Raw genomic sequence first — 24,922 nt, 5'->3', positions numbered from 1 at the left:
TGGCCAGATGCTCTCTTCCGCCTAAAAAGAAAAGCTTTATGCCCTTATCCCAATTCTTTATACACGAGCGATATTTGCTTGCTCATAACAAGCTAGCAATGATTCTTCAATTATTGTTAAACCTTCCTCAAGTTGCTCATCTGTAATAACTAATGGCATTAACACACGAATAACATTTCCATATGTTCCTGCTGATAGTAGAAGTAATCCGCGTTTATTTGCTTCTGCACATAAATTAGACGCTAATGTTTTATCAGGCGCTTTCGTCTTGCGATCTTGAACGAGCTCGAATGCACACATTGCCCCTAAGCCGCGCACATCACCGATGCAATTATATTTGTTTTTCATCTCTTGGAATCGGTTCATTACGACTTTCCCTAATTCTATCGCTCTATCATTTAATTTCTCTTTTTCTATTACATCAAGCACAGCTAATGCAGCCGCACATCCTAGTGGGCTTCCTGCATACGTTCCGCCAAGTTCCCCCGGTGCAGACTCATTCATAATTTCTTTACGCCCAATCACGCCGCTTATCGGTACACCAGCACCTAATGATTTAGATACCGTAATTAAATCTGGAACGACATCATAATGATCAATTGCAAAGTATTTTCCGGTACGACTAAAGCCTGTTTGAATTTCATCAGCTACAAATAAAATACCGTGCTCTGAACAAATACTGCGTACTTCTTGAACAAATTTCTTACTTGGAACGATAAATCCGCCTTCCCCTTGAACAGGCTCCATTACAACAGCTGCAATTGTTTCTGGCGCTACTTCTGATATGAAGAAGTTCTTAAACTCTTCAATGATAAAATCATCATACTGCTCTTCTGTTAACCCTTCTGGGCGACGGTATTCATATGGGAATGGCGCTTTATATACTTCAGGAGCAAATGGGCCAAATCCAAATTTATATGGTTTTACTTTACTTGTCATCGTCATTGTCATTAATGTACGCCCATGAAATCCTTTAGAAAATGCGATAATTCCAGGTCTCTTCGTATATTTACGAGCAATCTTCACTGCATTTTCAACCGCTTCTGCCCCACTGTTTAAAAACAGCACTTGTTTATCGAAATTACCTGGCGCTAATGCTGCCAGTTTTTCTGCCAATTCAATATATGGCTCATACATCATCACATTAAAACCAGTGTGAATATATTGATCTACTTGTTTATGAAGCGCTTCTTTAACAGTAGGATGACAATGTCCTACATTAATTGTCCCGATTGCTCCTGCGAAATCAATATACTGGTTTCCATCCACATCTGTTACGAGTGCACCATTTGCAGACTGTACAAATGTTGGAATACCATTACTTACTCCTTTTGGTACTATATTTTGGCGGCGTTCTAATAAAGACGCTGCTTTCGGCCCTGGAATTTGTTCATTTACTTTAGCAAATTTTTTTGTGTTCATTGTGTACCCCATCCTTTTTTATACAATGTTTTCTCTTTATATTGCAAGATGTGTGCCAACTCCCCATTTCTAGTATTCATCCCATTCTCTAAATATCTCGGCATAAAAAATAAGTCTATAAAGACTCGTATAGAGTCCTTATAGACTTATCAATTCATACGTTAGACTTTCCTTGTTTCCAAATAAACTCACCTGTATGAGAAATTAAATCTTCCACAGATTGTAATACTAAATCTGCAAGTGGTTCTAACGTTTGACGATCACCCGTACCAGATAGTACGCCAATTGCATAGCAGTCGCCACCATTTTTCGCTAAATGTAAATCCGTCGGTGTATCCCCGACGACCGCTACTTCACATGTCTCTAAATTAAATCTCTCACAAAACGATTCTACAATTTTTTTATCTGGCTTCTGTGCTGGAAATGTATCTGAAGCTATAACACAATCAAAAAAATCTTCCAATTGATATTGCTTTAAAAATAATTCTGTCGGCGCGAAATCATCAGCTGTAACGACACCTAGAATAAATCCTCTATCCTTTAACGCTTGTAAAACTTTCGGTAAATCTGCCGTCATTCTCATATGTGAACGATGCTCGTACATAAGAGCAAACAACTTTTCACTCACCCATTGATGCATCTCTTCTTCTCTAGATGATGCAATATACTTACAAAGCCCCTTTGCCACATCAAGACTCGTTCCAGCAGCGATCGCACTACGAGGATGAACAAATGCTCCGTCTACGCCAATCTCTTTTAATAAAGCCTGCTGCATTGATTCTGGTAATTGATATAAATTTATACATTCTGCAACGAGCTCTTCAGCTACTTTTATCCAAATCGAATGAAAATCCATTAATGTCCCATCTTTATCAAATAGTATTGCTTTTACCTTCTCCATAGCACCCTACCTCTCATTTCTTATCTCCTCCAGTGTATCAATAAAGTATGTACATAAAATAAACAAATTGTAAAAATACCATAAAAATCAAACTAACTTCCAATTTACAATTCAGCTGTATAAAGAGAGAATTTGATCAGCGGGGGTTGTCCATCCCCGCTGATCATTAGCCCACTTCCGCCTAACTTCTTTGCTTGGGCCGAATTTTAAGTGGGAGTCTTATTACTCGCAAATAGCTGGGGAAAAGCAAAAAAGGATGCCTTTACAGGGCATCCTCTTGATGTTCAGGAACAAATAGTTCCAGACAATGATATATATTTTCAAATTCCATTGGTGCGTCTCCGCCATATTCACCATCTAAGTTGATCATTAATTTATCAGGGGAATGAACTTTAATACGATTTGCTTGTGTATATAGCACTTTCGGATTGTTAATATGTTCCCCACGCTGCGCTTGTGTTGCTGCTTTAATTAAATCAGCGATAGAACCTTTTTTCAGTACTAATAAATCAAATAATCCATCGTTAATAGATGCATATGGTGCTACTTTTTCGAATCCACCAACTGAACGAGTATTCGTAATTAAAAACATCGTAATTTCTTCTTGTAGCAGTTTCCCATCATACTCAATTTCAACATATGTTGGATGTAATGATGGTAACATTTCGATTCCTTTTAAATAGTAAGCAAGTTGGCCTAATACCGTTTTTAGCTTGCTTGGTACTTCATATGTTAATTCTGTAATACGGCCGCCACCAGCGATATTAATGAAATATGTATCATTCGCTCTACCAAGATCTAACGGTACCGTTGTTCCTTCACAAATAATATCCGCAGCCTCTTCAATAGCACGAGGTACACCGATCGCACGCGCAAAATCATTTGTCGTTCCAACTGGAATAATACCAAACTTTGGACGATGCTCATGTCCTACTAAACCGTTCACTACTTCATTTAATGTACCATCACCACCAGCTGCGATAACAACATCAAACTTACGATCAGCAGCTTGCCTCGCTGCCACAGTCGCATCTCCAGGACCAGTTGTCGCATGACAAGACGCTTCATATCCAGCTTGTTCTAATTTTTGTAATACTTCTGGTAAGCTCTTCTTAAATAGCTCGCGCCCAGAAGTAGGATTATAAATAATTCTTGCTCGCTTCATATTTATTAGCACAGGAAATTCCTTATTCATTGAAAAACGAATACACCGAACCCTTATTCAGTATCCCTATGCCTACCTCCTCTCATCTTCCTATCCTTCTTTAATCCCGCTCAAACAGGCAGTAAGAACCCGATTCGTGTAGCCCATCAAAAGTAACTGTTCACTCCTGATAGTTTTGTTTTATTTAACCAAGAAATTTATCCCGCATTAACGGGCAGTAAAACTCCCACCTCAAAATTCGGCTGGGGCAAAGAAGTTAGGTTGGAGATCAACTGTCCGTAAATGCCCGATTGGTGAAGGCTAATAATCAGTGGGGGATGAACAAAACCCCCACTGATTAAAGTTTCACTTTATGTCTATCCATTCTCTCACATCAATTTACATATAATGAATAATAATTATCTATTATTTCATGAGATGAAAAAAAACCTCTATGTCTAGATTTATCATTATTCCCACCTTTTTGCAACTATCATACCATAGTTGCTATAGAAACATTTTTTCACTTTTGACAGTTAATCAAACGTTTGTTTAAATTATTTTTCACCATTTAAACAAACGTTTGATTAACTCAGAAAAAACACCCAAATACGGGTGTTTTTTCTGTTTAATCTTTAAGAATCTATACTATTTTAGCGCTTATTAATCTCTTCAAGTAAGATTTTATTAACAAGCGGTGGATTTGCTTGTCCTTTTGTAGCTTTCATAATTTGACCAACTAAGAAGCCAATTGCACGGTCTTTACCGTTTTTAAAGTCTTCAATAGATTGCTCATTATTATCAAGAATTTCTGTTACAACCTTACGAAGTGTTCCTTCGTCAGAAATTTGAACAAGCCCTTTCGCTTTAACGATTTCTTCTGGGTCTCCACCTTTTTCAATTAATTCGTTAAATACTTTCTTCGCGATTTTAGAAGAAATTGTACCTTTTTCAATTAATTGAACCATTTTAGATAAACCAGCAGGCGTTAACGCAACGTCTTTTAATTCTTTTTGTTGTTTGTTTAAGTATGCAAGTACTTCACCCATTAACCAGTTCGATGTTAATTTCGCATCAGCACCATCTACAATTGTTGCTTCAAAGAAATCAGACATCTCTTTCGTTAATGTCAATACGTGTGCATCATAAACCGGTAAGCCAATTTCTTCAACATAGCGAGCTTTACGTACATCTGGAAGTTCTGGAATAGAAGCACGAATTTCTTCTTTCCACTCATCGTCGATGTAAAGCTCAACTAAGTCTGGCTCTGGGAAGTAACGGTAATCGTCAGATCCTTCTTTTATACGCATTAAGATTGTTTTCTTCGTTGCTTCATCATAACGACGTGTTTCTTGTTGGATGATACCGCCAGATAATAATTCTTTCTCTTGGCGCACTTGCTCATGCTCAAGACCTTTTTGCACGTAAGTGAAAGAGTTTAAGTTTTTCAGTTCCGCTTTTGTACCGAACTTCTCTTGTCCAACTGGACGAAGTGAAATATTCGCATCACAACGAAGAGAACCTTCTTCCATCTTACAATCAGATACACCTGTATATTGAATGATTGATTTTAACTTCTCTAAGTACGCATATGCTTCTTCTGGAGTACGCATATCTGGCTCAGATACGATCTCGATTAAAGGCATACCTTGACGGTTGTAGTCTACTAATGAACCTTCAGCTGTATGCGTTGATTTACCAGCATCTTCTTCTAAATGAAGACGTGTAATACCGATACGTTTCTTTTTACCGTCTACTTCGATTTCAATCCAACCATTTTCACCAATTGGCTTATCAAATTGAGAGATTTGGTAAGCTTTCGGATTATCTGGGTAGAAATAGTTTTTACGGTCGAACTTCGTTTCCGTTGCGATTTCACAGTTTAATGCCATTGCAGCTTTCATTGCAAAGTTAACTGCTTCCTTATTTAAAGTAGGAAGTACCCCTGGGTATCCTAAGTCAATTACACTTGTTTGTGTATTTGGCTCCGCTCCGAATTCTGTTGGACTCGCAGAGAAAATTTTCGAATTTGTTTTTAACTCAACGTGAACCTCTAAACCAATAATTGTTTCTAAATTCATCTATGCTCGCCTCCTTACAGACTTGCTTTTTTTGTATGATAGTCTGTTGCTTGCTCAAACGCATGTGCAACGCGGTAAATTGTCGCTTCATCGAAGTGTTTACCAATGATTTGTAAACCAAGTGGCATGTTGTTAGCACCGAATCCACATGGAACAGAAATCGCTGGAACACCCGCTAAGTTTACTGGAATTGTTAAAATGTCATTTGCATACATTGTCATTGGATCGTCCACTTTTTCGCCCACTTTAAATGCTGGAGTTGGCGTTGTTGGTCCAATAATAACATCGTAGTTAGCAAATACATTTTCAAAGTCATTTTTAATTAATGTACGTACTTGTTGTGCTTTTTTGTAATATGCATCATAGTAACCAGAGCTAAGAGCAAATGTACCAAGCATAATACGACGTTTTACTTCATCACCGAAACCTTCGCTACGTGTGTTTTTGTAAAGATCTAATAAATTATTTACATTATCAGAACGAACACCGTAACGTACGCCATCAAAGCGTGAAAGGTTAGCAGATGCTTCAGAAGAAGATAATAAGTAATACGTTGCTAGAGCGTATTTAGAGTGCGGAAGAGATACTTCCTCCCAAGTTGCGCCCATACCTTCTAATACTTTTAAAGCAGCTAGTACTGACTCACGAGCTTCTTCGCCAACACCTTCGCCTAAGTATTCTTTCGGTACAGCAATACGTAAACCTTTAACATCGCCTGTTAAACCAGCTAAGTAGTTTCCTACTTCAACGTTTGCAGAAGTTGCATCCATACGGTCAATACCTGAAATAGCTTGTAATAAGTATGCATTGTCTTCTACTGTACGTGTAATCGGTCCGATTTGGTCAAGTGAAGATGCGAATGCTACTAATCCGTAACGAGATACGCGTCCGTAAGTTGGTTTTAAACCTACAACGCCGCAATATGCAGCTGGCTGACGGATAGAACCACCCGTATCAGAACCTAGAGAGAATAATACTTCTCCTGCTGCTACTGCTGCTGCAGAACCACCACTAGATCCGCCTGGAACGTAATCTAAGTTCCATGGATTTTTTGTAGCGTAGAAGCCTGAGTTTTCATTTGAAGAACCCATTGCGAACTCGTCCATATTTAATTTACCGATTGTAACTGTGTCAGCAGCTTTTAGCTTTTGTACAACTGTCGCATCGTAAATTGGATCGAAGTTTGCTAACATTTTGCTCGCACAAGTTGTACGAAGGCCGTTAGTTACAATGTTATCTTTTACACCGATTGGCATACCGAATAATAAACCATTATCCTCAGCACCAATCTTTGCATCTAATTCTTTCGCTTTCGCGCGTGCATTTTCTTCATCTAATGTAAGAAAAGCTTTTACGTTATCTTCAACATCCGAAATACGTTTGTAAGATTCTTCTACTAAATCCGTAACGGAAATTTCTTTGTTGTTTAACTTCTTATGTAACTCTGATACAGAATGATCAAATAATGACATCGAAATTCCCTCCTCTATTCTAATACTGCTGGAACACGGATTTGATTATCTTTGTGATCCGGTGCATTTTTTAATACTTCTTCTACTGGTAAACCTTTTTCTGGCACATCTTCACGCATAACATTTTTCATAGTTAATACATGAGTTGTTGGTTTTACATCAGTTGTATCTAATTCATTTAACTGTTCTGCAAATGTAACAATTGCATCTAGTTGTTTTTGAAATTTTTCTGCTTCTTGATCAGTAATTGCAAGACGTGCTAAATGTGCTACGTGCTTTACATTCTCAACGGAAATTCTTGACACGGCTAGGCCACCTCCATAATATATCGTTCAATCTACAATACTATTGATGATACCAAATTTCCAGTACTTCAAGCAAGTCAACACACGGCACTTACGGCATTTTTACATAAAAAAAGAAAGGCAAGTGCCTTTCTTTACAATTTACTCTTTATCTAACGATTTATTTTTCGGAAATCTTTCATTATCTTCCTCATTATCACGAATTGTTTTTTGTAATACAAAACAAGACATCGTTAAAAATAATGTTCCTATTAAATAGTACCCTTTTACACTAAGCGTTTCATCTAACGTGTAAATCCCAATTAGCATTCCTGACAGCGCACAAACAAATGAAGTCCATGCTAAAAACGTGAACGCTTGCGTATTTCGTCTTCTCATCGTTCTCCCCCTCGTTAGCTGTACACCCATTATAGATAAATATATTTATCACAATGGATTTTTATGTAAATTTTCTTTTTTCTATTTATTAATCTATCACAAAAAATTGCTATTTTGAAGATAATTTTCTTTCTAATCTGAAAAAACAATCAAAAACATTGACATTTATTTCAATTCCACATAAAATAAAAACAAATATTACGAACCTCGAAATATACGGGAGTGGAAATAATTGTTGCAATATGAACATTTTTTAGACTTACTGCTAGATAACGCCAAGAAACTTTTCTATCCTGAAGAATGGGTAAGCCTTGATTTAACACTTTCCAAGACAGAAGTATTTTGTTTACTTTGGATGGAGCGAAATACAGATATTACAATGACAAAAATTGCTGACCTTCTTGATATACCGATGAGTACAACGACAGGCGTTGTAAATCGCCTTGTAAAAAAGGGCTATATTGAACGCTACCGTGATGAAAGAGATCGACGCATTGTATTAATTCGTTTAACAGAAAACGGCGTAATGCTCGTTCAAGAAGTGAAACAAAATGCGGCCCATTACTTTAGCCTAGTGACGGAAGCATTGTCAGAAGAAGAAAAAGCATTCTTACTACAAATCTTCCAAAAGATCATGAATCACATTGCTACGTCACAGCAAAAAACAGAAGAAAAGGTTTCTACACCTAAAATGAAAAACATTCCGATTGAATAAAGCCCTAACTGGGTTTTTATTCAACCATTTACTTCGATACTCGTAATATTCGACATTCGAAACAAAGGGGATAAAATGATGAGAATTATTTTGTATACAGGTAAAGGCGGCGTAGGAAAAACTAGCATTTCAGCAGCAACAGCACTTCAAAGTGCAAAACAAGGATTAAAAACATTAGTAATGAGCACAGATCCTGCTCATAGTTTAGGAGATTCATTTGGTATAAAGCTATCTTCTGAACCATTAGAAATTCGCGAAAACTTATGGGCACAAGAGATTAATACGATTTATGAAATGGAAAAAGGCTGGGGGAAATTGCAGAAATATATTACACTACTCTTCACTTCCAAAGCAGCCGATGATATTACAACAGAAGAATTAACGATGTTCCCTGGTATGGAAGATTTAATTAGCTTACTTCGAGTACTCGATTACTATAAACACAACACTTACGACGTCATCATTATTGATTGCGCACCGACTGGAGAAACTTTAGCAATGCTCAGCTTTCCAGACATGCTCGGCTGGTGGATGGAAAAACTCTTTCCTATTAAAAGAAAAATTTTAAAAGTCGTTCGTCCTGTAGCTCAACCACTCCTTGGTGTCCCCCTTCCAACCGATGATATTATGGACGAATTAACAAATACACTTGAACAGCTTGGAGAAATGAGAGATATTTTATCAAACCGAGAGGTAACCAGCATTCGCGTTGTTGTAAATCCTGAAAAAATGGTCATTAAAGAAGCTCAGCGCAGCTTTACGTATTTAAACTTATACGATTATAACGTTGATGCCATTATGATTAACCGCATCATCCCTAACACTGTCACCGATCCTTATTTTCAGGCATGGAAAGATACACAAAAGAAATATAAAACATTAATTCAAGATAGTTTTCAGCCACTTCCTATTTACGAAGCTCCGATGTTTGAACAAGAAGTTGTTGGTTTGTCTATGTTAGAACGTGTAGGAGACGCTTTATTTAAATCTGACTCTTCTCCTACGGAAGTGAAATTTAACGGTCGCACACAATATGTAAAAAAAGATGGCGATGAGTATATTTTCGTTCTGTCCATTCCCTTCTCAAACAAAAGTGAACTTTCATTAAATCAAAAAGGTGATGAACTTATTATTCGAGCCGGTTCTGCGAAGCGAAATATCACCTTGCCAAAAACATTAACGCACCTTTCTATTCAAGGAGCTAAGTTTGAAGATGATGTACTAAATATTCGGTTTGGAGGTGTAGTACATGCATGATGAACTACTAAGAAAGGTAATTCGTACAAAAATAAAATTCGGTATGCTTATATTAGAAGAGTTACCGAATCCGATTCAGCAATCAGCTAAGCAAGCACTAAATATTTTACAAGAGGAGCTAGCTGCTTATCCGAAAGAACAAGAGCATCACGAAGATAATTTAAAAAGTATCATGATTGAATAATCATAAAAAAAGACCAGGAAAACTCCTGGTCCATCACTCTACTTAACAAACATTGGATTCTATGTTATACAAAATTGGAAGGTACAGAATTAGGGTTTTGTTTGTTAAGTAGATTATATGTTGAACGAGCTAACAGCGGAGGGGTTCCTACTGTTAGTCGTTAAACCCAATAATTATTTTACGATTTTTGCAAGCTCATCTAGTGAAAGATCTACTGAAATGGAACCACCATTTGTTTCTTTCTTAACTGCATCTGTTACTTCTTTTGAATGGTATAATTCAATTACTTTTTTCAGTGTTGGATCATCTTTGTCTTTCGTACGAGCTGCGAAAATATTAATATAGGCCTTTGCATTTTCATTCTTTGGATCTTCTAAGAAAATAGGATCCTTTGCTGGATCTAATCCAGCTTGACCAGCAACACCGTTATTAATAACTGAAGCCGCTACATCTTTTAACACACGAGGTGTTTGCTGTGCGATAACCGGTGTAATCTTTAGCTTCTTCGGATTTTCAGCAATGCCGCTTGGATCTCCAAATAGACCGAAATCTTTCTTAAGCTTTAATAATCCAGCTGCATCAAGAAGTTTTAATGCACGCGCTTGGTTCGTTGGATCATTTGGAATAGCAATTTCTGAACCATCTGGGATTTCATTTGCTTTCTTATATTTTTCAGAGTATAAACCCATCGGTGCAATTTGCGTTGTACCAACAGCTGTAATATCTAACTTATGCTCCTTTTTAAATTGCTCTAAGAAAGCATTGTGCTGGAATGAGTTTAGTTCAATATCTCCATCAGCTAACGCTTTGTTGGGCGTTGTGTAATCAGAGAACTCAACCAGTTTAATTTTGATCCCTTCTTTTTCAGCTTTTTTCTTTAAGATTTCCCAAGCGTCTCCATCTGTTCCAGTTACACCTACGCGAACTACTTTCTCTTTCGCTCCTGCACCTGTGTCTCCACCTGAGCAGCCGCTTAAGGCTGTAATTCCTACAATCGCTGATAATGCAAATGCTAAAATTTTCTTCATTTTCTTTTCCCCTCTTCCTTTTTATGATCTGCGTAAAAAGACTTTCGCAAAGTAGTTTCCTAAATTTTGAGCTACCTGTACAAGAATAATAAGTAAAACGACCGTTACGAACATAACTGATGTATCAAAGCGTTGATAACCATATGTCATTGCTAAGTCACCAAGACCGCCACCACCGACAAGCCCAGCAACTGCAGAAAATTCAATTAAACCAACTGTCATAAACGTGACACCTAAGATTAATGGTGCTAAAGCTTCTGGCACTAGGATTTCAAAAACAATTCTAAGTGGCGAAGCGCCCATTGCTTGTGCTGCTTCAATTACCCCTTTCGGAACAGAAACAAGATTTGTTTCAACCATTCTAGCAATACCAATTGATGCAACTAACGTCATTGGGAAGATTGCTGCTGCCGTTCCAATCGTCGTTCCGATAACACTTCTTGTTATCGGACTTAAAGCTACTAAAAAGATAATGAATGGAACTGGACGAATTGTATTAATTACGATATTAAGAATAGAAAAGACCCATTTATTTTCTAAAAAGTTTCCTTTTCTCGTTACGTATAAAAGTAAACCTAGAGGTATACCGAGAATTGTAGCGAATATAAGGGTTACAATTACCATTAAGAGGGTATCCCCTGTCGCATCTAATATGCGAGGCCAAAATATACTCCAATCAACTCGCATGAGCTTCTACCTCCTTCAGCTGCACTTGCAGTCTTAGATGTTGTAATGCTTTTTGAATTTCCTTCTGTTCACCTTGTAGCTCTACAAGAAGATTTCCAAATAGCACATTTTGGAGTTCAATAATATTTCCGTAAAGAACATTTACATCCACGTTATAGTTTTTCGCAATATATGATAGTACAGGCTGCCCTGTCTCTTCCCCAGTAAAAGTCAGGCGATAAATCTGACCTCCGTTTTGAATTTTCGCTAGAACACTTTCTGGTAAGTGATCATTAATAACAGAGCGTACAAAATTTTGAGTTGTCTTTGTTTTTGGTTGTGTGAAAACATCAAACAGTTTTCCTTCTTCAATTACTTTTCCTTTTTCCATAACAGCTACACGGTGACAAATTTCTTTCACAACGTGCATTTCATGTGTAATAAGTAGAATCGTTAAATTGTACTCTCTATTTACTTTCTTTAATAAATTTAAAATTTCTGTTGTTGTTTCCGGATCTAAAGCCGATGTTGCCTCATCACATATGAGAATATCTGGTGATGTCGCAAGCGCTCTTGCAATCCCAACACGTTGCTTTTGCCCACCTGATAACTGTTCTGGATAATAGTTCGCTTTATCTTCTAAACCAACAAATTTTAGTAGTTCATTCACTCTTTCTTTGATCCCATTCTTCGGCAATTTCGCTAACCTTAATGGATAAGCAATGTTCCCAAACACTGTTCTTGAATTAAATAGATTAAAGCTTTGGAAAATCATTCCAATACTTTGTCTTAGTTTCCGTAATTCTTTCGCCGATAATGATGTAATTTCTTTATCATCTATTGAAATTGTTCCTGCAGTTGGTCTTTCTAACATATTTACTAAGCGTAATAACGTACTCTTTCCAGCACCACTAAATCCGATAATGCCAAAAATTTCGCCCTTTTCAACTGACAGCGTTACATCCTCAACCGCATGAACAGATTGTCCACCTGATTCATATACTTTACTTACATTATTAAAAGAAATCATTTTCTTCCCTCCTATATGCTGTAAAACTTGAAGTAGAGCTTTCGAGGTAAAATAAAAAGTGCTCTCCTTCTTATCACTTGTAAAAGATAAGAAGGAGAGCACTTTTATGTACTCGTTCACATCTTCTCATCTTCCAAGCCTACTTTAAGCTTGCTGGAATTAGCACGGTATTAAAAAACCCGTTGCTGAGGTATCGTAGGGCCAGTCCCTCCACCTCTCTGGATAAGAGTGTATCGATTTAATTGTCATTTAATTAATTCTCATTATAGAACTCAGAATAATAAGAGTCAATACATTTTTCAGAAAAAAATTAATTATTCCTCTATTAAAATTTTCAAATAAAAAATCACAATACAATAGTAATTTTTATAGTTATGTAAAATCCTCCTCACTCATACTTTTAAAGAGGAGAATCTTCTCTACTAATTGAATAACAGTATTTCAATATGAATTCGGAGAAAGATAAATATATGAAAACAGCTCTTTTGCTCGTCGATATTCAAAATGATTATTTTCCAAATGGCAAGATGGAATTACGTAATCCAGTAGAAGCAAGTGAATATGCTGATCAGCTACTACAACATTTTAGAATTAGAAACGAACCTATTTTTCATATCCAACATGTAGCTATAAAAGATAGCGCTACTTTTTTCCTACCCAATACAGAAGGTGTCCATATTCACGAAAATGTCCGTCCACTTAGAGAGGAATCCGTTATCCTTAAACATTATCCAAATAGCTTCCGAGAAACTGATCTTCTAGAACGATTACAACGTTCAGGAATTGAGCACGTCGTAATCTGCGGGATGATGACCCATATGTGTATTGATGCTACGGTAAGGGCTGCTTTTGATTTTGGCCTTCACTGTACCGTAATACACGATGCTTGTGCTACAAAAGATCTTTCATTTAAGAATGCTACTATACCAGCTGTTTATATTCATAATACAATTTTGGCAAGTTTAAATGGAGTATACGCTAATATAATGAGTACAGAAGAGTTTTTAGCGACCTAAAAAAAAACACTCCTTTCAGTGAGCAAAACCGAAAGGAGTGTTCTCTTGTCAAACCATAGATTTTCTTTCAAATTGTATTATACAGGAAATCCTCAAAATGAATACTAAAAAATATGACTAATAAGTCAATTTTTCTCGTTGTTTTGTTTCTATTTTCATGTTTATCCCGATATTAATAGGGTTTAGCTAGTTCCAAAGAATAAATGGTAATATTTAGTAATTATTTCTCGATTCAAATTAACTAGCTTCTATTATAAAGATTTTCTCAAAAAGAAGAGATCTTCACAGTATGTGAAGATCTCTTCTACTATTTCTTATAAAGTTTCAGAAGTAGTTTTTGCTTGCATGTGAAGTGCTAAGTAGTCAGGGCCACCAGCTTTAGAGTCTGTACCAGACATGTTAAAGCCACCGAATGGTTGGTAACCTACGATTGCACCAGTACATCCACGGTTGAAGTATAAGTTACCAACGTGGAAGTCTTCGCGTGCTTTTTCAATATGGTCACGGTTGTTAGTAACAACTGCTCCTGTTAAACCGTATTCTGTATTGTTTGCAATTGCAAGTGCATGATCAAAGTCTTTTGCTTTACAGAATGCTACTACTGGTCCGAAGATTTCTTCTTTCATTAAACGAGCATCTTCTGCAACGTCAGCAACGATTGTTGGTTGGATGAACCAGCCTTTAGAATCGTCTCCTTCGCCACCTGATACGATTTTACCTTCTTCTTTACCAATTGCAACATAGCTCATTACTTTATCGAATGCAGCTTGGTCATTAACAGGTCCCATGTTGATATCTTTTGCATCTGGGTTACCTACTGTTAATTCTTTTGTTAATTCAACAGCACGATTTAATACATGATCGTATACATCTTCATGGATTACTGCACGAGAACATGCAGAACATTTTTGTCCTGAGAATCCGAATGCTGATGCAACGATAGATTTAGCTGCTAATTCAAGATCTGCCTCTTTATCAACAACGATTGTATCTTTACCGCCCATTTCAGCGATAACACGTTTTAACCAAATTTGTCCTGGATTTACTTTTGCTGCACGTTCGTAAATACGAATACCTACATCGCGAGATCCAGTGAAGCTAACGAAACGTGTACGAGGGTGATCTACTAAGTAGTCACCAACTTCAGAACCATTACCTGGAACGAAGTTTACTACGCCAGCTGGTAAACCAGCTTCTTCTAATACTTCCATAAATTTCGCTGCTACTACAGGAGTTGTACTAGCTGGTTTTAGTAATACTGTGTTACCAGAAACTAAAGCAGCTGTTGTCATACCTGCCATAATTGCGAATGGGAAGTTCCAAGGAGAAATGATAACACCTACTCCTAATGGAATGTAAGAGAAACGATTATATTCAATTGGACGGCTTTCTACTGGCATACCGTCTTTTAATTTCAACATTTGACGAGCATAATATTCCATAAAGTCGATTGCTTCTGCTGTATCAGCATCTGCCTCATTCCATGGTTTACCTGCTTCTTTTACAAGAATAGCAGAGAACTCATGTTTTCTACGACGAACGATTGCTGCAGCACGGAATAAAATGTCTGCACGCATTTCTGGTTTTGACTTTCTCCAAGTTTGGAATGTTGCATCCGCTACTTGCATTGCTTTTTCAGCTAATTCACGGCTTGCTTTTGAAACGCGACCAACAAGTTCCTCTTTATTTGCAGGGTTTACAGAAACAATTTTGTCTTCTGTAGTGATTTTTTCTCCCCCGATAATTAATGGATAGTCTTGTCCAAGATAAGATTCTACTTTCTTTAAACCCTCTTCAAACGCTAATTTGTTAGCCTCTACTGAAAAATCTGTAAATGGCTCATGTTTGTATGCTACTACCATCTTTTTAGCCTCCCCTTAGAAAAACGTTTACATTTTACAACATTATTCTACACGATAATTTAGATTTATTCAAATATTCCTAGACTTATATTTTAAAAATTAATAAATTTTTAAAATATAATAAAAAAAAGAGATTCATACATACGTATGAATCTACAAAATATGAGTATATTCCAAAACATTTTTCCCGATTAATAAAATAGTAACTAATAAAAATAAAGTCCTTACATATCCAACACCTTTTTGAACCGCAAACTTCGATCCAAAATAAGCACCTAAAATCATTGATAACCCCATAATAATACCGTATTCAAAATGAATCACATCTAAAAATAAAAAAGTAATTAAAGATACGATATTACTAACGAAGTTCAAAAGTTTTCCAGATGCTGCCGCTTGAATAAAATCCAAACCAATTAATAAAAATGCAAAAATTAAAAAGGATCCTGTCCCCGGTCCAAAAAAACCATCATAAAACCCTATCATTAAAATAACTAAGAAAAATATTAATGTTTTTCCTTTTGTCATCTTTTTATAGGTAGATGCACTTCCCCAATCTTTTTTTGCAATAATAAAAATAGCAATAAAAACCAACATTACGAGTACTAGTGGACGCAAAATATCAGGCGGAATAAACTTTACTACTAAAGCACCTGCGACTGCTCCAATAATAGTTAACGGGATTAACTTTCCTACAATCCGAAAATCCACCTTGCCTGATCGAATAAAATAAATTGTACTCGTAAGCGTCCCCATCGTTGCTGCCAATTTATTCGTTGCGATTGCCGAAGCTGGTGATAAACCAACAAACATAAGTGCAGGAAGCGAAATTAACCCTCCCCCTCCAACAACCGAATCAATAAAAGCAGCTAAAAACCCGAATGCAATTAATAAAATAATGACTTGAAAGCTTAGTTCTTCCATGACTTTGCCCCTTACCCCTTTATTTGTAACCTTTAAAATTATAACAAAATTTTTCAAGAAAAAAAGCTGTTCCTTTACGGAACAGCTCTCATCTTTTAATCTAAAATTTTCACAAACGGTTCATCTTGCTTCGCTTCACGTATAATAATAGCTTCTGGCCGCTCTACAGATTTAATCGTTACTTGTACTTTCATATAATTCGGGAAGTATTCCATAACAAGTCCAGCTACATATTGTGTAAATCCAATTACTTCAGCTTTTCCATTGAATTGGACAGGAATATCGAGCTTCATTTCTTTTAATTCATCATCTCTATACATTCCAGTACCGATAACAGCTGTATAATCACCTTGGAAATACTCACTTAACTTCGCTTTAAAGTTTGACACCCTTGCAAGGTCTTCACGTTTATTATCCGCTTTTGCTTGTTCAGACGGGAACAAATAATATTTCTCATTGATTGGTTTCCAATCCTCAACCGTTTCACTACCTTTTTCTACCTTAGCATAAGAAACAAAATTCCCTGGCACAAGTGAAGACTTTGGACCTTGACGATAAATTGCAAATGTTATCGGAACATTTTTTGTCGCAGCGTCTTTTTGATGCATGACTTTCAAGATTTCTTGTGCCATTCTTTTCCCTTCAGCTAACATTTTTTCATCTGGGATTGCAGCTTCACGTGGATACCCATGCTCTTCCTCATAATATTGAATAGAATTCATCGCTAATCCAATTACAATGCCATCAGGTTCAACATCGTTCCCACCTTTTTGTACGTAGTAATCATGCTCTAAAATATTTGAGATATACATTGGATTTTTTTTATTTTTCACTTCTAGTGACTCCGAACCTTCACTTAAGGCTGGATTCAGTCCGATATTCGGAAATTTAACTGCATCTTTTTTCAACTTATCCTCTAGCTCTTTTTGTTCAGCATCTGTACGCTTTCTTTTTACAAGCATTTGTATAGTTTGAGCATCTAGAACCTTTCCGCCTCTAAAGAAATAATCTTTCGTACTAAATGATTCTTTGGCAATGCGCATTAGTCCTGTTTCAAATTCATCTATATCTAGACGACTATTTAAACCTTGTACAACTAAACCACGTGCCTTACCTGGATCAAATGGAACCGTTGTCTTATAATATTCATCCGAAATGGAGTATTTCGGGACAACTGCTTGTTCTTTCGCTTTCCCTGATTTCTCAACTGCTTTTTCATCTTTATTGGAACCCATACTACACCCACTTACAAGTAGGCTAAGACTTAATACCGCTAACGCTATTTTTTTCATCGTAAGTTTGCACCTCTTACTTATTCAGCTCTTGTAAGAACCTCTCTTCATTCCAAACTTCAACATTGTGCTTCTCTGCTTGCGCTAATTTCGAACCAGCAGCTTCACCAGCAACAACTAAATCCGTACTTTTACTAACACTTCCTGTTACTTTTCCACCTAATGCCTCAATCTTCTTCTTTGCTTCACTGCGTCCCATAACTTCTAATTTCCCTGTTAAGACGACAGTTTTTCCTGCAAAGTACGATTCAACATTTTGTAGATCAGCAACTTTTATACCTTTGTATGCCATGTTCACGCCATACTCTTTAAATTGTTGTAATAGCTCTAATACGTCTTCATTATCGAAATACGTTACAACGGATTGAGCCATTTTTTCACCAATCTCGTTAATTGTTTTTAGTTCTTCTTCCGTTGCTTTCACAAGCTCATCCATCGTTTCAAAATGCTCAGCAAATGTACGTGCGGCTTTCGCACCGACGTGGCGAATACCAAGACCGAATAATAATCGCTCTAATGAGTTTTCCTTCGAATTCTCAATTGCTTGTACTAGATTTGTCGCTGATTTTTCACCGAAACGTTCTAGTTGTAATAATTGCTCTTTCGTCAATGAATATAAATCAGCAAACGTACGAATATAATCCGCATCAAAGAGTTGTGTAATTACACGTTCTCCAAGTCCATCAATATTCATTGCATTTCTTGAAACGAAATGGATTAATCCTTCACGAATTTGAGCTGGACAAGTCGGATTTATACATCGAAGTGCTACTTCTTCTTCTAAACGAACAAGTTCACTCTCACATGCTGGACAATGCGTTGGCATATGATATTCTTCTTCCTCACCAGTACGCTTATCAAAAATAACGTTCACAACTTCAGGAATGATATCTCCAGCCTTTTTCACAACAACGTAGTCACCAATTCGAATATCCTTTTCACGAATTAAATCTTCGTTATGTAAAGAAGCACGACGAACGATAGTACCAGCCACTCTAACTGGCTCGAGCTCCGCAGTTGGTGTTACAACCCCTGTGCGGCCGACACTTAATTCAATCCCTGTTAATCTCGTCACAACTTCTTCAGCTGGGAATTTATAAGCTATTGCCCATCTTGGACTCTTTGCTGTAGTTCCTAAGCTTTCTTGAATAGCAACATCATCTACTTTTATAACGATTCCGTCAATCTCATAATCAAGATGCGGACGTTTTTCTTGCCACTCTGCTACATAGGCTATTACGTCTTCAATTGTTTCACATGTACGACGATTTGGATTCGTCTTAAATCCAAGCTCACCTAAGAAATCCAGTGATTCACTGTGGGATGGAATTGTTTTTTCTTCTACATTAGCAAGACCATACACAAACATAGATAAGTTACGCTTCGCTGCAATTTTCGGATCAAGTTGGCGTATCGATCCTGCTGCCGCATTACGTGGATTCGCAAATACATCTTCACCATTTTGCTCTTTTTCCTCATTTAATTTAACGAATGAACGCTTCGGCATATAAGCCTCGCCTCGCGCTTCTAACGTTACTTCTTCATTTAATCGAAGTGGAATTGCTTTAATCGTTTTCAAGTTCTGGGTAATATCTTCACCCGTTACACCATCACCACGTGTTGCACCTTGAATAAAGCGTCCTTTTTCATAATGAAGTGAAACAGCAAGTCCGTCAATTTTTAATTCGCATATATATCTTACATTCGTATCATCAATTCCTTGACGTACTCTTCGGTCAAAATCACGCAAATCTCCTTCATTAAATGCGTTACCTAAACTTAACATCGGTGATTTATGCGTTACCTTTTCAAATATATCAAGTACAGCTCCCCCAACTCGAATAGAGGGGGAGTCTTCCGTTACAAATTCAGGGTTCTCTGCTTCTAATTTCATAAGCTCCTGCATATCACGGTCATATTCCGCATCAGAAACAGAAGGATTGTCTAATACGTGATATTGATAGTTAAATGTATTTAACAAATCACGCAGTTCTTCTATACGTTTTTTTGTTATCTCTTTTGACATATCCTCAGTCCTTTCCTATTGTTTCGTCACAGGTGCAAATTTTGCTAATAAACGTTTAACACCAATTGGGCTTGGGAACGCAATATCTAATTCCTTTGCATCACCTTCACCTTTTACACTTACAACTGTACCGACTCCCCATTTTTGGTGGGAGGCTTTATCGCCTACTGCCCATCCAATTTGCTCGCCACCTGTCGTCTTAACAGCCGGACGCACGAAAGCTGAGCGAGAACGTGTTGTCGTTGCGCTTGTCGTTCTTCCTTTTGCACCAAACGAAGTTTCACGCTTCGGTGCTGTTTCATTTAATGGTTCTACTAGTTCTGCCGGGATTTCTGTAATAAATCGGGATGCTGCATTCATACTTGTTCTACCAAATAAAGTACGCATTTGCGCATTGGATAAATATAATTCTTCCTCTGCACGAGTAATACCTACATAGGCAAGACGACGCTCTTCTTGCATTTCATCCTCTTCCATAAGAGAACGAGTATGCGGGAATATCCCTTCCTCTAAGCCAACAATAAAGACAACTGGGAACTCTAACCCTTTTGCTGAGTGCATCGTCATTAAAATAACTTCTTCACCAGCAGTTGGATCTTCATCTACACGATCAATATCAGCAACAAGAGCTAAGTCTGTTAAGAATGCAACAAGGCTCTTATCTTCGCTTTGAGATTCAAATGTTTGTGTAACAGATAAAAACTCGTCTAAGTTTTCTAAACGACCTTCTGCTTCTAAAGAACGCTCATTTTTCAGCATATCGCGATAGCCTGTCTTTTCAATAACTTCTTCTACTAATTCTGTAACAGATAAATACTCTTGCATATTTACCCAGTTGTGTAATAAACTTGCGAATTCTTTTACTGCTTTTGTTATTTTTGCACTTACACCAACATGCTCAATCTCATCAAATACAGCAGTTAATGAGATTCCGTTTTGCACACCATAATTAATAATTTTATCGATAGAAGTCGCACCAATCCCGCGCTTTGGCATGTTAATAATACGCGCGAAACTAATCTCATCATCTGGATTCCCAATTAAACGTAAGTACGCCAAAATGTCTTTAATCTCTTTACGATCATAGAACTTAGTACCGCCGACAATTTTGTAAGGGATATTAGATTTTAGGAAAATCTCCTCAATCATACGAGACTGGGCATTTGTACGATATAACACTGCAAAATCAGTATATTTTCGGTTCCCCATTTGAATATCGTCACGAATTTTTTTCGCAACAAAATACGCTTCGTCCTTTTCGGTTGCAGCACGATAATACGAGATTTTGCTTCCAATTTGATTGTCTGTCCATAATTTCTTCGGTTTACGGTTTGAATTTTTTTCAATTACAGCATTAGCTGCATTTAAAATATTTTGTGATGAACGATAGTTTTGTTCTAACAGAATAACTTGTGCATTCTCATAGTCTTTTTCGAATGACAAAATGTTAGAAATGTCAGCCCCGCGCCAGCGGTAAATAGACTGATCCGAATCACCAACAACACAAAGGTTTTTAAAACGTGATGCCAAATGTTTAACAAGAAGGTACTGGGCTTTGTTCGTATCTTGATACTCATCAACGTGAATATATTGGAACTTACGCTGATAGAACTCTAGTACTTCTGGAACACGTTCAAATAGCTGAATCGTCGTCATAATTAAATCATCAAAATCTAATGAGTTATTTTTCAAAAGACGTTTTTGATATTCTGTATATACATCGCTCGTTAATTTTTCATATGGATCAGCCATTGTAATTTTTTTTGCATATTTATCTGCAGATAACAGTTCATTTTTCGCATTACTAATACCCGCTAAAATAGAGCGCGGCTCAAACTTCTTCGGGTCAATATTGCGCTCCTTCATAATTTTCTTTACTACAGTTAACTGATCACCTGCATCTAAAATCGTGAAGTTACGATTAATCCCAATGCGGTCAATATCACGTCGTAAAATACGTACACACATAGAGTGGAACGTAGAAATCCAAATATCTTCTGCCTCTGGTCCAACAAGTTTATCAATACGCTCACGCATTTCACGAGCAGCTTTATTTGTAAATGTAATTGCTAGTACATTCCATGGCGCCACACCTTTTTCACCAAGTAAATACGCAATACGGTGTGTTAACACACGTGTTTTCCCACTACCTGCGCCTGCCATTAATAGAAGTGGTCCATTTGTTGTTTGTACTGCTTTTTGTTGCTGCGGATTTAAACCATTTAATAACCTATCTGTCGTACTCATATGCGCCTGCACCTACTCTCCTTTTACTGCTTTAACTGTTTTTAACGCAGCTTTTATATCATCATAAATAACATTTCCAACAACTACTGTATCAGCATACTGTGCCATTTCTTTCGCTTGTTCTGCATTAGAAATACCACCGCCATAATATAGCTTAGCTTGCTTCAATTCTGCTTTTACATTTTTAACAAGTTCAATATCTCCATACGTCCCGCTATATTCTAAATAGAATATAGGCAAATGTAATAACTTGTCTGCTAAACGTGCATATGCAATAACATCATCTTCTGTTAAATCACATTTTGCATCTGTAAGCTGGGCTACTTTCGCTTCTGGATTTAAAACACAATACCCTTCCATGAAAATCTCGTCCCAGTCCATAATATCCCCAAATTCTTTCAATGCCTCATGATGAACACCTGTTACCCATTCTACTTTTCGGCTATTTAAAACACTTGGGATGTAATAAAAATCAAATCCCGGTGTAATTGCTTCCAAATCAGAAACCTCTAACACACAAGGAACTGCATATCTACGAATGCTAACTAGCATGTGTAATACGTTATCAATTGTAACTCCATCACTTCCGCCTACAATAACAGCATCCGTTCCAGATTCACAAATCATTTCTAAATGTTCGTCACTTAACTCCTTATTTGGATCAAGCTTAAATACATGTTTCCATTTGGAAATATCGTACATGAAAACACCCTTTCTTTTCTCTAGTTATATCTATATTTCTGTTCAAAATAACAGTTAATTTTTATCAGGAGTTTTTAAATTCCTTGCTATATCTTTACCGGACTGGCGCATGCAACGATGAAATACGACAGCTATCTTTACCGGTTTTTTTGAACTTCCTTACTATATTTGTTCAAAAAGGAGGATATAAAGAGCCGAGCAGGTCGAGGCGCATTCGCCAGGAGGAACGGAATGTAGTTTTTCCTACATGAGTACCGGACTGGCGTATGCAACGATGAAATGCGACAGCTATCTTTACCAGTTTTTTTGAACTTCCTTACTATATTTGTTCAAAAAGGAGGATATAGAGAGCCGAGCAGGTCGAGGCGCATTCGCCAGGAGGAACGGAATGTAGTTTTTCCTACATGAGTACCGGACTGGCGTATGCAACGATGAAATGCGACAGCTATCTTTACCGGACTTTTTGAACTTCCTTTTACGCATTCTTTCATTATAACAAAAAAAGCTACCTACACACACGCCCAATCCAACATCTTTTTCAACGTCAAATGTTGGATTACATATCAAAAAGCTTATACGGAATACTAACAAATGAAATAGTATTTCTATTTCGAAGTTCATCAAAAAGGAGTGTTTTTCTAATGAAGCAAAACATCGGCACAATTAGTGCTCTAATTCGAATTACACTCGGACTCATCCTCTTCGGTTGTAGTACAGCTAAACTCGTACGTAAACCTTGGTGCACTTGGTCTAAAGTTTTGCTATGGATTGGTGCCATGAAAATTGCGGAGGGAATCGTTCGTTTCTGCCCTATTGTTGAAGCCTGTAAGTTTGGAAAATATATGAATATGAGCGCATTTAAAATGCCTAGCATGAACTTTACTGAAAAAGGCCATAATAAAGAGGAAGTTAAGCAAGCTTCCAGTCATGACAAACCAAAGTCAAATGGAAGTTATGACACTTCTGACAAAGAGATTGAGTCAGCGATTGAAGAATTAATCCTGGCAAAACCGCTTTGAATCATTTGTCACGATGCAAGATGCTCTCAAAGAGACTTAGCTGCTGCAGTGGGCGGCTAAGTCTTCTTTATTTTATCACAAAACAGAACGTATATTCTTATCTTTTTGGAGTTTTATCCCTAAAACGTACATAAATCAATCAATAAGATTCAGAAAATTAGGTATAAAAACCTTGCATGTAATGATATAAAAGTGATATCATTTTTATATCAGGAGGCGATCATATGAAAGAAAAACAAGTATTTTATGTTAATGGATTTCTCGGCGTTATTGGAATTTTAGTTTTAGCCGCTATCGGTGTATTTTGCCTGGTACAAGAAATGTTTGTAATAGCTATTTTAGCTCTCATATTAGCATCTGTTTTAGCTACAGGTATCGGTATCGTTCAACCGAATCAAGCGAAAGTTATTACGTTCTTCGGTAGTTATTTAGGAACAATTCGTCAAAATGGTTTATTTTTAACAATTCCATTCGCGTTTCGTCAAACTGTATCTTTACGTGTTGAAAACTTTAACAGTAAGAAATTAAAAGTAAACGATGTTGAGGGCAATCCAATTGAAATTGCAGCTGTTATCGTATATAAAGTTGTTGATTCTGCAAAAGCAATGTTTGGTGTTGAGCATTACGATCGATTCGTAGAAATTCAAAGTGAAACAGCAATTCGCCACGTTGCTACAAAATATCCTTATGATAATTTCCAAGATGAAACTTGTATCACGTTACGAGGAAATACTGAAGAAATCTCTGAAGAATTAAAGCGTGAGTTAGAAGCACGTCTTGAAATCGCTGGCGTAGAAGTATTAGAAACTCGTTTAACACATTTAGCTTACGCAACAGAAATTGCCCATGCAATGCTCCAACGTCAACAAGCAAAAGCAGTTTTAGCTGCTAGAAAAGAGATTGTTGAAGGTGCTGTGAAGATGGCGAAAGATTCAATCCATATGTTAGATGAAGAAGGCGTACTGGAACTCGATGACGAGCGTAAAGCAAATATGGTGAACAATTTATTAGTTGCCATCGTTTCAGATAAAGGTGCGCAACCAGTTATTAATACAGGAAGCCTATACTAAAGGTTGTAAGTGATTATGGCCAAAAAGAAAAGCTTTCCATTACGTATTGATCCTGAATTACACGCAGTCATCGAAAAATGGGCGAATGATGAGTTTCGTAGCGTCAATGCACACATCGAGTATTTACTTCGAGAAATGGCAAAGCAAAAAGGGAAATTAAAAAAAGATAAAGATGCATAAA

The 24,922-nt window shown here is 37.0% G+C and carries 23 protein-coding genes and 1 riboswitch; of the genes, 7 read left to right on the top strand and 16 right to left on the bottom strand.

Features of this window, described 5'->3' with window-relative positions:
• Nucleotides 1-57 precede the first annotated feature (57 nt).
• The 7 genes from gabT to NSQ47_RS22495 form a co-directional block, all read right to left on the bottom strand.
• Complete coding sequence (gene gabT / locus NSQ47_RS22525) at nt 58-1,422, bottom strand: 4-aminobutyrate--2-oxoglutarate transaminase (RefSeq protein WP_002113513.1); 1,365 nt, start codon at nt 1,420-1,422, stop codon at nt 58-60.
• A 154-nt stretch (nt 1,423-1,576) separates the two neighbouring features.
• On the bottom strand, nt 1,577-2,323 hold the full coding sequence (locus NSQ47_RS22520; protein ID WP_002159482.1) for an HAD family hydrolase: 747 nt from the start codon (nt 2,321-2,323) through the stop codon (nt 1,577-1,579).
• Nucleotides 2,324-2,585: 262 nt separating this feature from the next.
• Entirely contained in the window at nt 2,586-3,488 is a 903-nt protein-coding gene (locus NSQ47_RS22515; RefSeq protein WP_078179993.1) for a diacylglycerol kinase, read from the bottom strand.
• A gap of 632 nt (nt 3,489-4,120) precedes the next feature.
• Complete coding sequence (gene gatB, locus NSQ47_RS22510; RefSeq protein ID WP_002113506.1) at nt 4,121-5,548, bottom strand: Asp-tRNA(Asn)/Glu-tRNA(Gln) amidotransferase subunit GatB; 1,428 nt, start codon at nt 5,546-5,548, stop codon at nt 4,121-4,123.
• A gap of 14 nt (nt 5,549-5,562) precedes the next feature.
• Nucleotides 5,563-7,020: an Asp-tRNA(Asn)/Glu-tRNA(Gln) amidotransferase subunit GatA gene (gatA, locus tag NSQ47_RS22505; protein ID WP_002113505.1), complete on the bottom strand. Its 1,458-nt coding sequence runs from the start codon at nt 7,018-7,020 to the stop codon at nt 5,563-5,565.
• A gap of 14 nt (nt 7,021-7,034) precedes the next feature.
• Nucleotides 7,035-7,325, bottom strand: a complete 291-nt coding sequence (gatC, locus tag NSQ47_RS22500; protein ID WP_000086999.1) for an Asp-tRNA(Asn)/Glu-tRNA(Gln) amidotransferase subunit GatC — start codon at nt 7,323-7,325, stop codon at nt 7,035-7,037.
• Between the two features lie 141 nt (nt 7,326-7,466).
• Entirely contained in the window at nt 7,467-7,703 is a 237-nt protein-coding gene (locus NSQ47_RS22495; RefSeq protein ID WP_002029490.1) for a YiaA/YiaB family inner membrane protein, read from the bottom strand.
• 232 nt (nt 7,704-7,935) lie between these two features.
• Between NSQ47_RS22495 and NSQ47_RS22490 the strand changes: the two genes are divergently transcribed.
• The 3 genes from NSQ47_RS22490 to NSQ47_RS22480 all read left to right on the top strand — a co-directional run bounded on the left by NSQ47_RS22490 (nt 7,936) and on the right by NSQ47_RS22480 (nt 9,859).
• Nucleotides 7,936-8,418, top strand: a complete 483-nt coding sequence (locus NSQ47_RS22490) for a MarR family winged helix-turn-helix transcriptional regulator (protein WP_341038013.1) — start codon at nt 7,936-7,938, stop codon at nt 8,416-8,418.
• Between the two features lie 75 nt (nt 8,419-8,493).
• Entirely contained in the window at nt 8,494-9,675 is a 1,182-nt protein-coding gene (locus NSQ47_RS22485; protein ID WP_016103394.1) for an ArsA family ATPase, read from the top strand.
• The gene (locus NSQ47_RS22480; RefSeq protein WP_078179980.1) at nt 9,668-9,859 is read left to right on the top strand and encodes a DUF3926 domain-containing protein; all 192 of its coding nucleotides are present in this window, start codon (nt 9,668-9,670) and stop codon (nt 9,857-9,859) included. The genes NSQ47_RS22485 and NSQ47_RS22480 overlap by 8 nt, the downstream gene beginning before the upstream one ends.
• Before the next feature lie 173 nt (nt 9,860-10,032).
• Here the strand turns inward: NSQ47_RS22480 and NSQ47_RS22475 are convergent, their stop codons facing one another.
• Genes NSQ47_RS22475 through NSQ47_RS22465 form a run of 3 tightly spaced genes read right to left on the bottom strand, consistent with a single transcriptional unit; the run spans nt 10,033 to nt 12,583 of the window.
• A complete protein-coding gene (locus tag NSQ47_RS22475) occupies nt 10,033-10,887 on the bottom strand; it encodes a MetQ/NlpA family ABC transporter substrate-binding protein (RefSeq protein ID WP_341038012.1) in 855 nt (284 codons plus the stop codon).
• A gap of 21 nt (nt 10,888-10,908) precedes the next feature.
• Nucleotides 10,909-11,574, bottom strand: coding sequence for a methionine ABC transporter permease (locus NSQ47_RS22470; protein ID WP_002159487.1), 666 nt, complete (start codon nt 11,572-11,574; stop codon nt 10,909-10,911).
• The gene (locus tag NSQ47_RS22465) at nt 11,564-12,583 is read right to left on the bottom strand and encodes a methionine ABC transporter ATP-binding protein (protein ID WP_341038011.1); all 1,020 of its coding nucleotides are present in this window, start codon (nt 12,581-12,583) and stop codon (nt 11,564-11,566) included. The genes NSQ47_RS22470 and NSQ47_RS22465 overlap by 11 nt, the downstream gene beginning before the upstream one ends.
• A 123-nt stretch (nt 12,584-12,706) precedes the next feature.
• Nucleotides 12,707-12,812: riboswitch (SAM riboswitch) on the bottom strand.
• A gap of 241 nt (nt 12,813-13,053) precedes the next feature.
• Between NSQ47_RS22465 and NSQ47_RS22460 the strand changes: the two genes are divergently transcribed.
• A complete protein-coding gene (locus NSQ47_RS22460; RefSeq protein ID WP_002159488.1) occupies nt 13,054-13,599 on the top strand; it encodes a cysteine hydrolase family protein in 546 nt (181 codons plus the stop codon).
• Between the two features lie 314 nt (nt 13,600-13,913).
• Here NSQ47_RS22460 and pruA read toward each other — a convergent pair whose 3' ends face one another.
• From pruA to NSQ47_RS22430, 6 genes are all read right to left on the bottom strand, one after another.
• Nucleotides 13,914-15,461, bottom strand: coding sequence for an L-glutamate gamma-semialdehyde dehydrogenase (pruA, locus tag NSQ47_RS22455; protein WP_002159489.1), 1,548 nt, complete (start codon nt 15,459-15,461; stop codon nt 13,914-13,916).
• 153 nt (nt 15,462-15,614) lie between these two features.
• Nucleotides 15,615-16,385: a TSUP family transporter gene (locus tag NSQ47_RS22450; protein WP_002159490.1), complete on the bottom strand. Its 771-nt coding sequence runs from the start codon at nt 16,383-16,385 to the stop codon at nt 15,615-15,617.
• Nucleotides 16,386-16,480: 95 nt separating this feature from the next.
• A complete protein-coding gene (locus NSQ47_RS22445) occupies nt 16,481-17,677 on the bottom strand; it encodes a CamS family sex pheromone protein (RefSeq protein ID WP_002159491.1) in 1,197 nt (398 codons plus the stop codon).
• A 16-nt stretch (nt 17,678-17,693) separates the two neighbouring features.
• Complete coding sequence (ligA, locus tag NSQ47_RS22440) at nt 17,694-19,703, bottom strand: NAD-dependent DNA ligase LigA (protein ID WP_016103387.1); 2,010 nt, start codon at nt 19,701-19,703, stop codon at nt 17,694-17,696.
• Nucleotides 19,704-19,718: 15 nt separating this feature from the next.
• Nucleotides 19,719-21,950 carry a DNA helicase PcrA gene (gene pcrA / locus NSQ47_RS22435; RefSeq protein WP_002113486.1) on the bottom strand — a complete coding sequence of 744 codons (2,232 nt, stop codon included), beginning with the start codon at nt 21,948-21,950 and terminating at the stop codon, nt 19,719-19,721.
• A 12-nt stretch (nt 21,951-21,962) separates the two neighbouring features.
• On the bottom strand, nt 21,963-22,652 hold the full coding sequence (locus NSQ47_RS22430; RefSeq protein ID WP_002113485.1) for a heptaprenylglyceryl phosphate synthase: 690 nt from the start codon (nt 22,650-22,652) through the stop codon (nt 21,963-21,965).
• A 641-nt stretch (nt 22,653-23,293) separates the two neighbouring features.
• On the opposite strand from NSQ47_RS22430, the gene NSQ47_RS22425 reads away from it, so the two are divergent.
• From NSQ47_RS22425 to NSQ47_RS22415, 3 genes are all read left to right on the top strand, one after another.
• Nucleotides 23,294-23,671, top strand: coding sequence for a YgaP family membrane protein (locus NSQ47_RS22425; RefSeq protein WP_002159494.1), 378 nt, complete (start codon nt 23,294-23,296; stop codon nt 23,669-23,671).
• Between the two features lie 224 nt (nt 23,672-23,895).
• Nucleotides 23,896-24,741: an SPFH domain-containing protein gene (locus NSQ47_RS22420; protein ID WP_002063557.1), complete on the top strand. Its 846-nt coding sequence runs from the start codon at nt 23,896-23,898 to the stop codon at nt 24,739-24,741.
• A 15-nt stretch (nt 24,742-24,756) separates the two neighbouring features.
• Complete coding sequence (locus tag NSQ47_RS22415; RefSeq protein ID WP_001085171.1) at nt 24,757-24,921, top strand: toxin-antitoxin system HicB family antitoxin; 165 nt, start codon at nt 24,757-24,759, stop codon at nt 24,919-24,921.
• Nucleotide 24,922 lies beyond the last annotated feature (1 nt).

It is taken from the genome of Bacillus sp. FSL R10-2780 (assembly GCF_038006125.1).
Classification (GTDB): Bacteria; Bacillota; Bacilli; order Bacillales; family Bacillaceae_G; genus Bacillus_A; species Bacillus_A cereus_U.
Note: the sequence above shows the minus strand (reverse complement) of the source record. Positions and strands in the feature narration are given on the sequence as shown.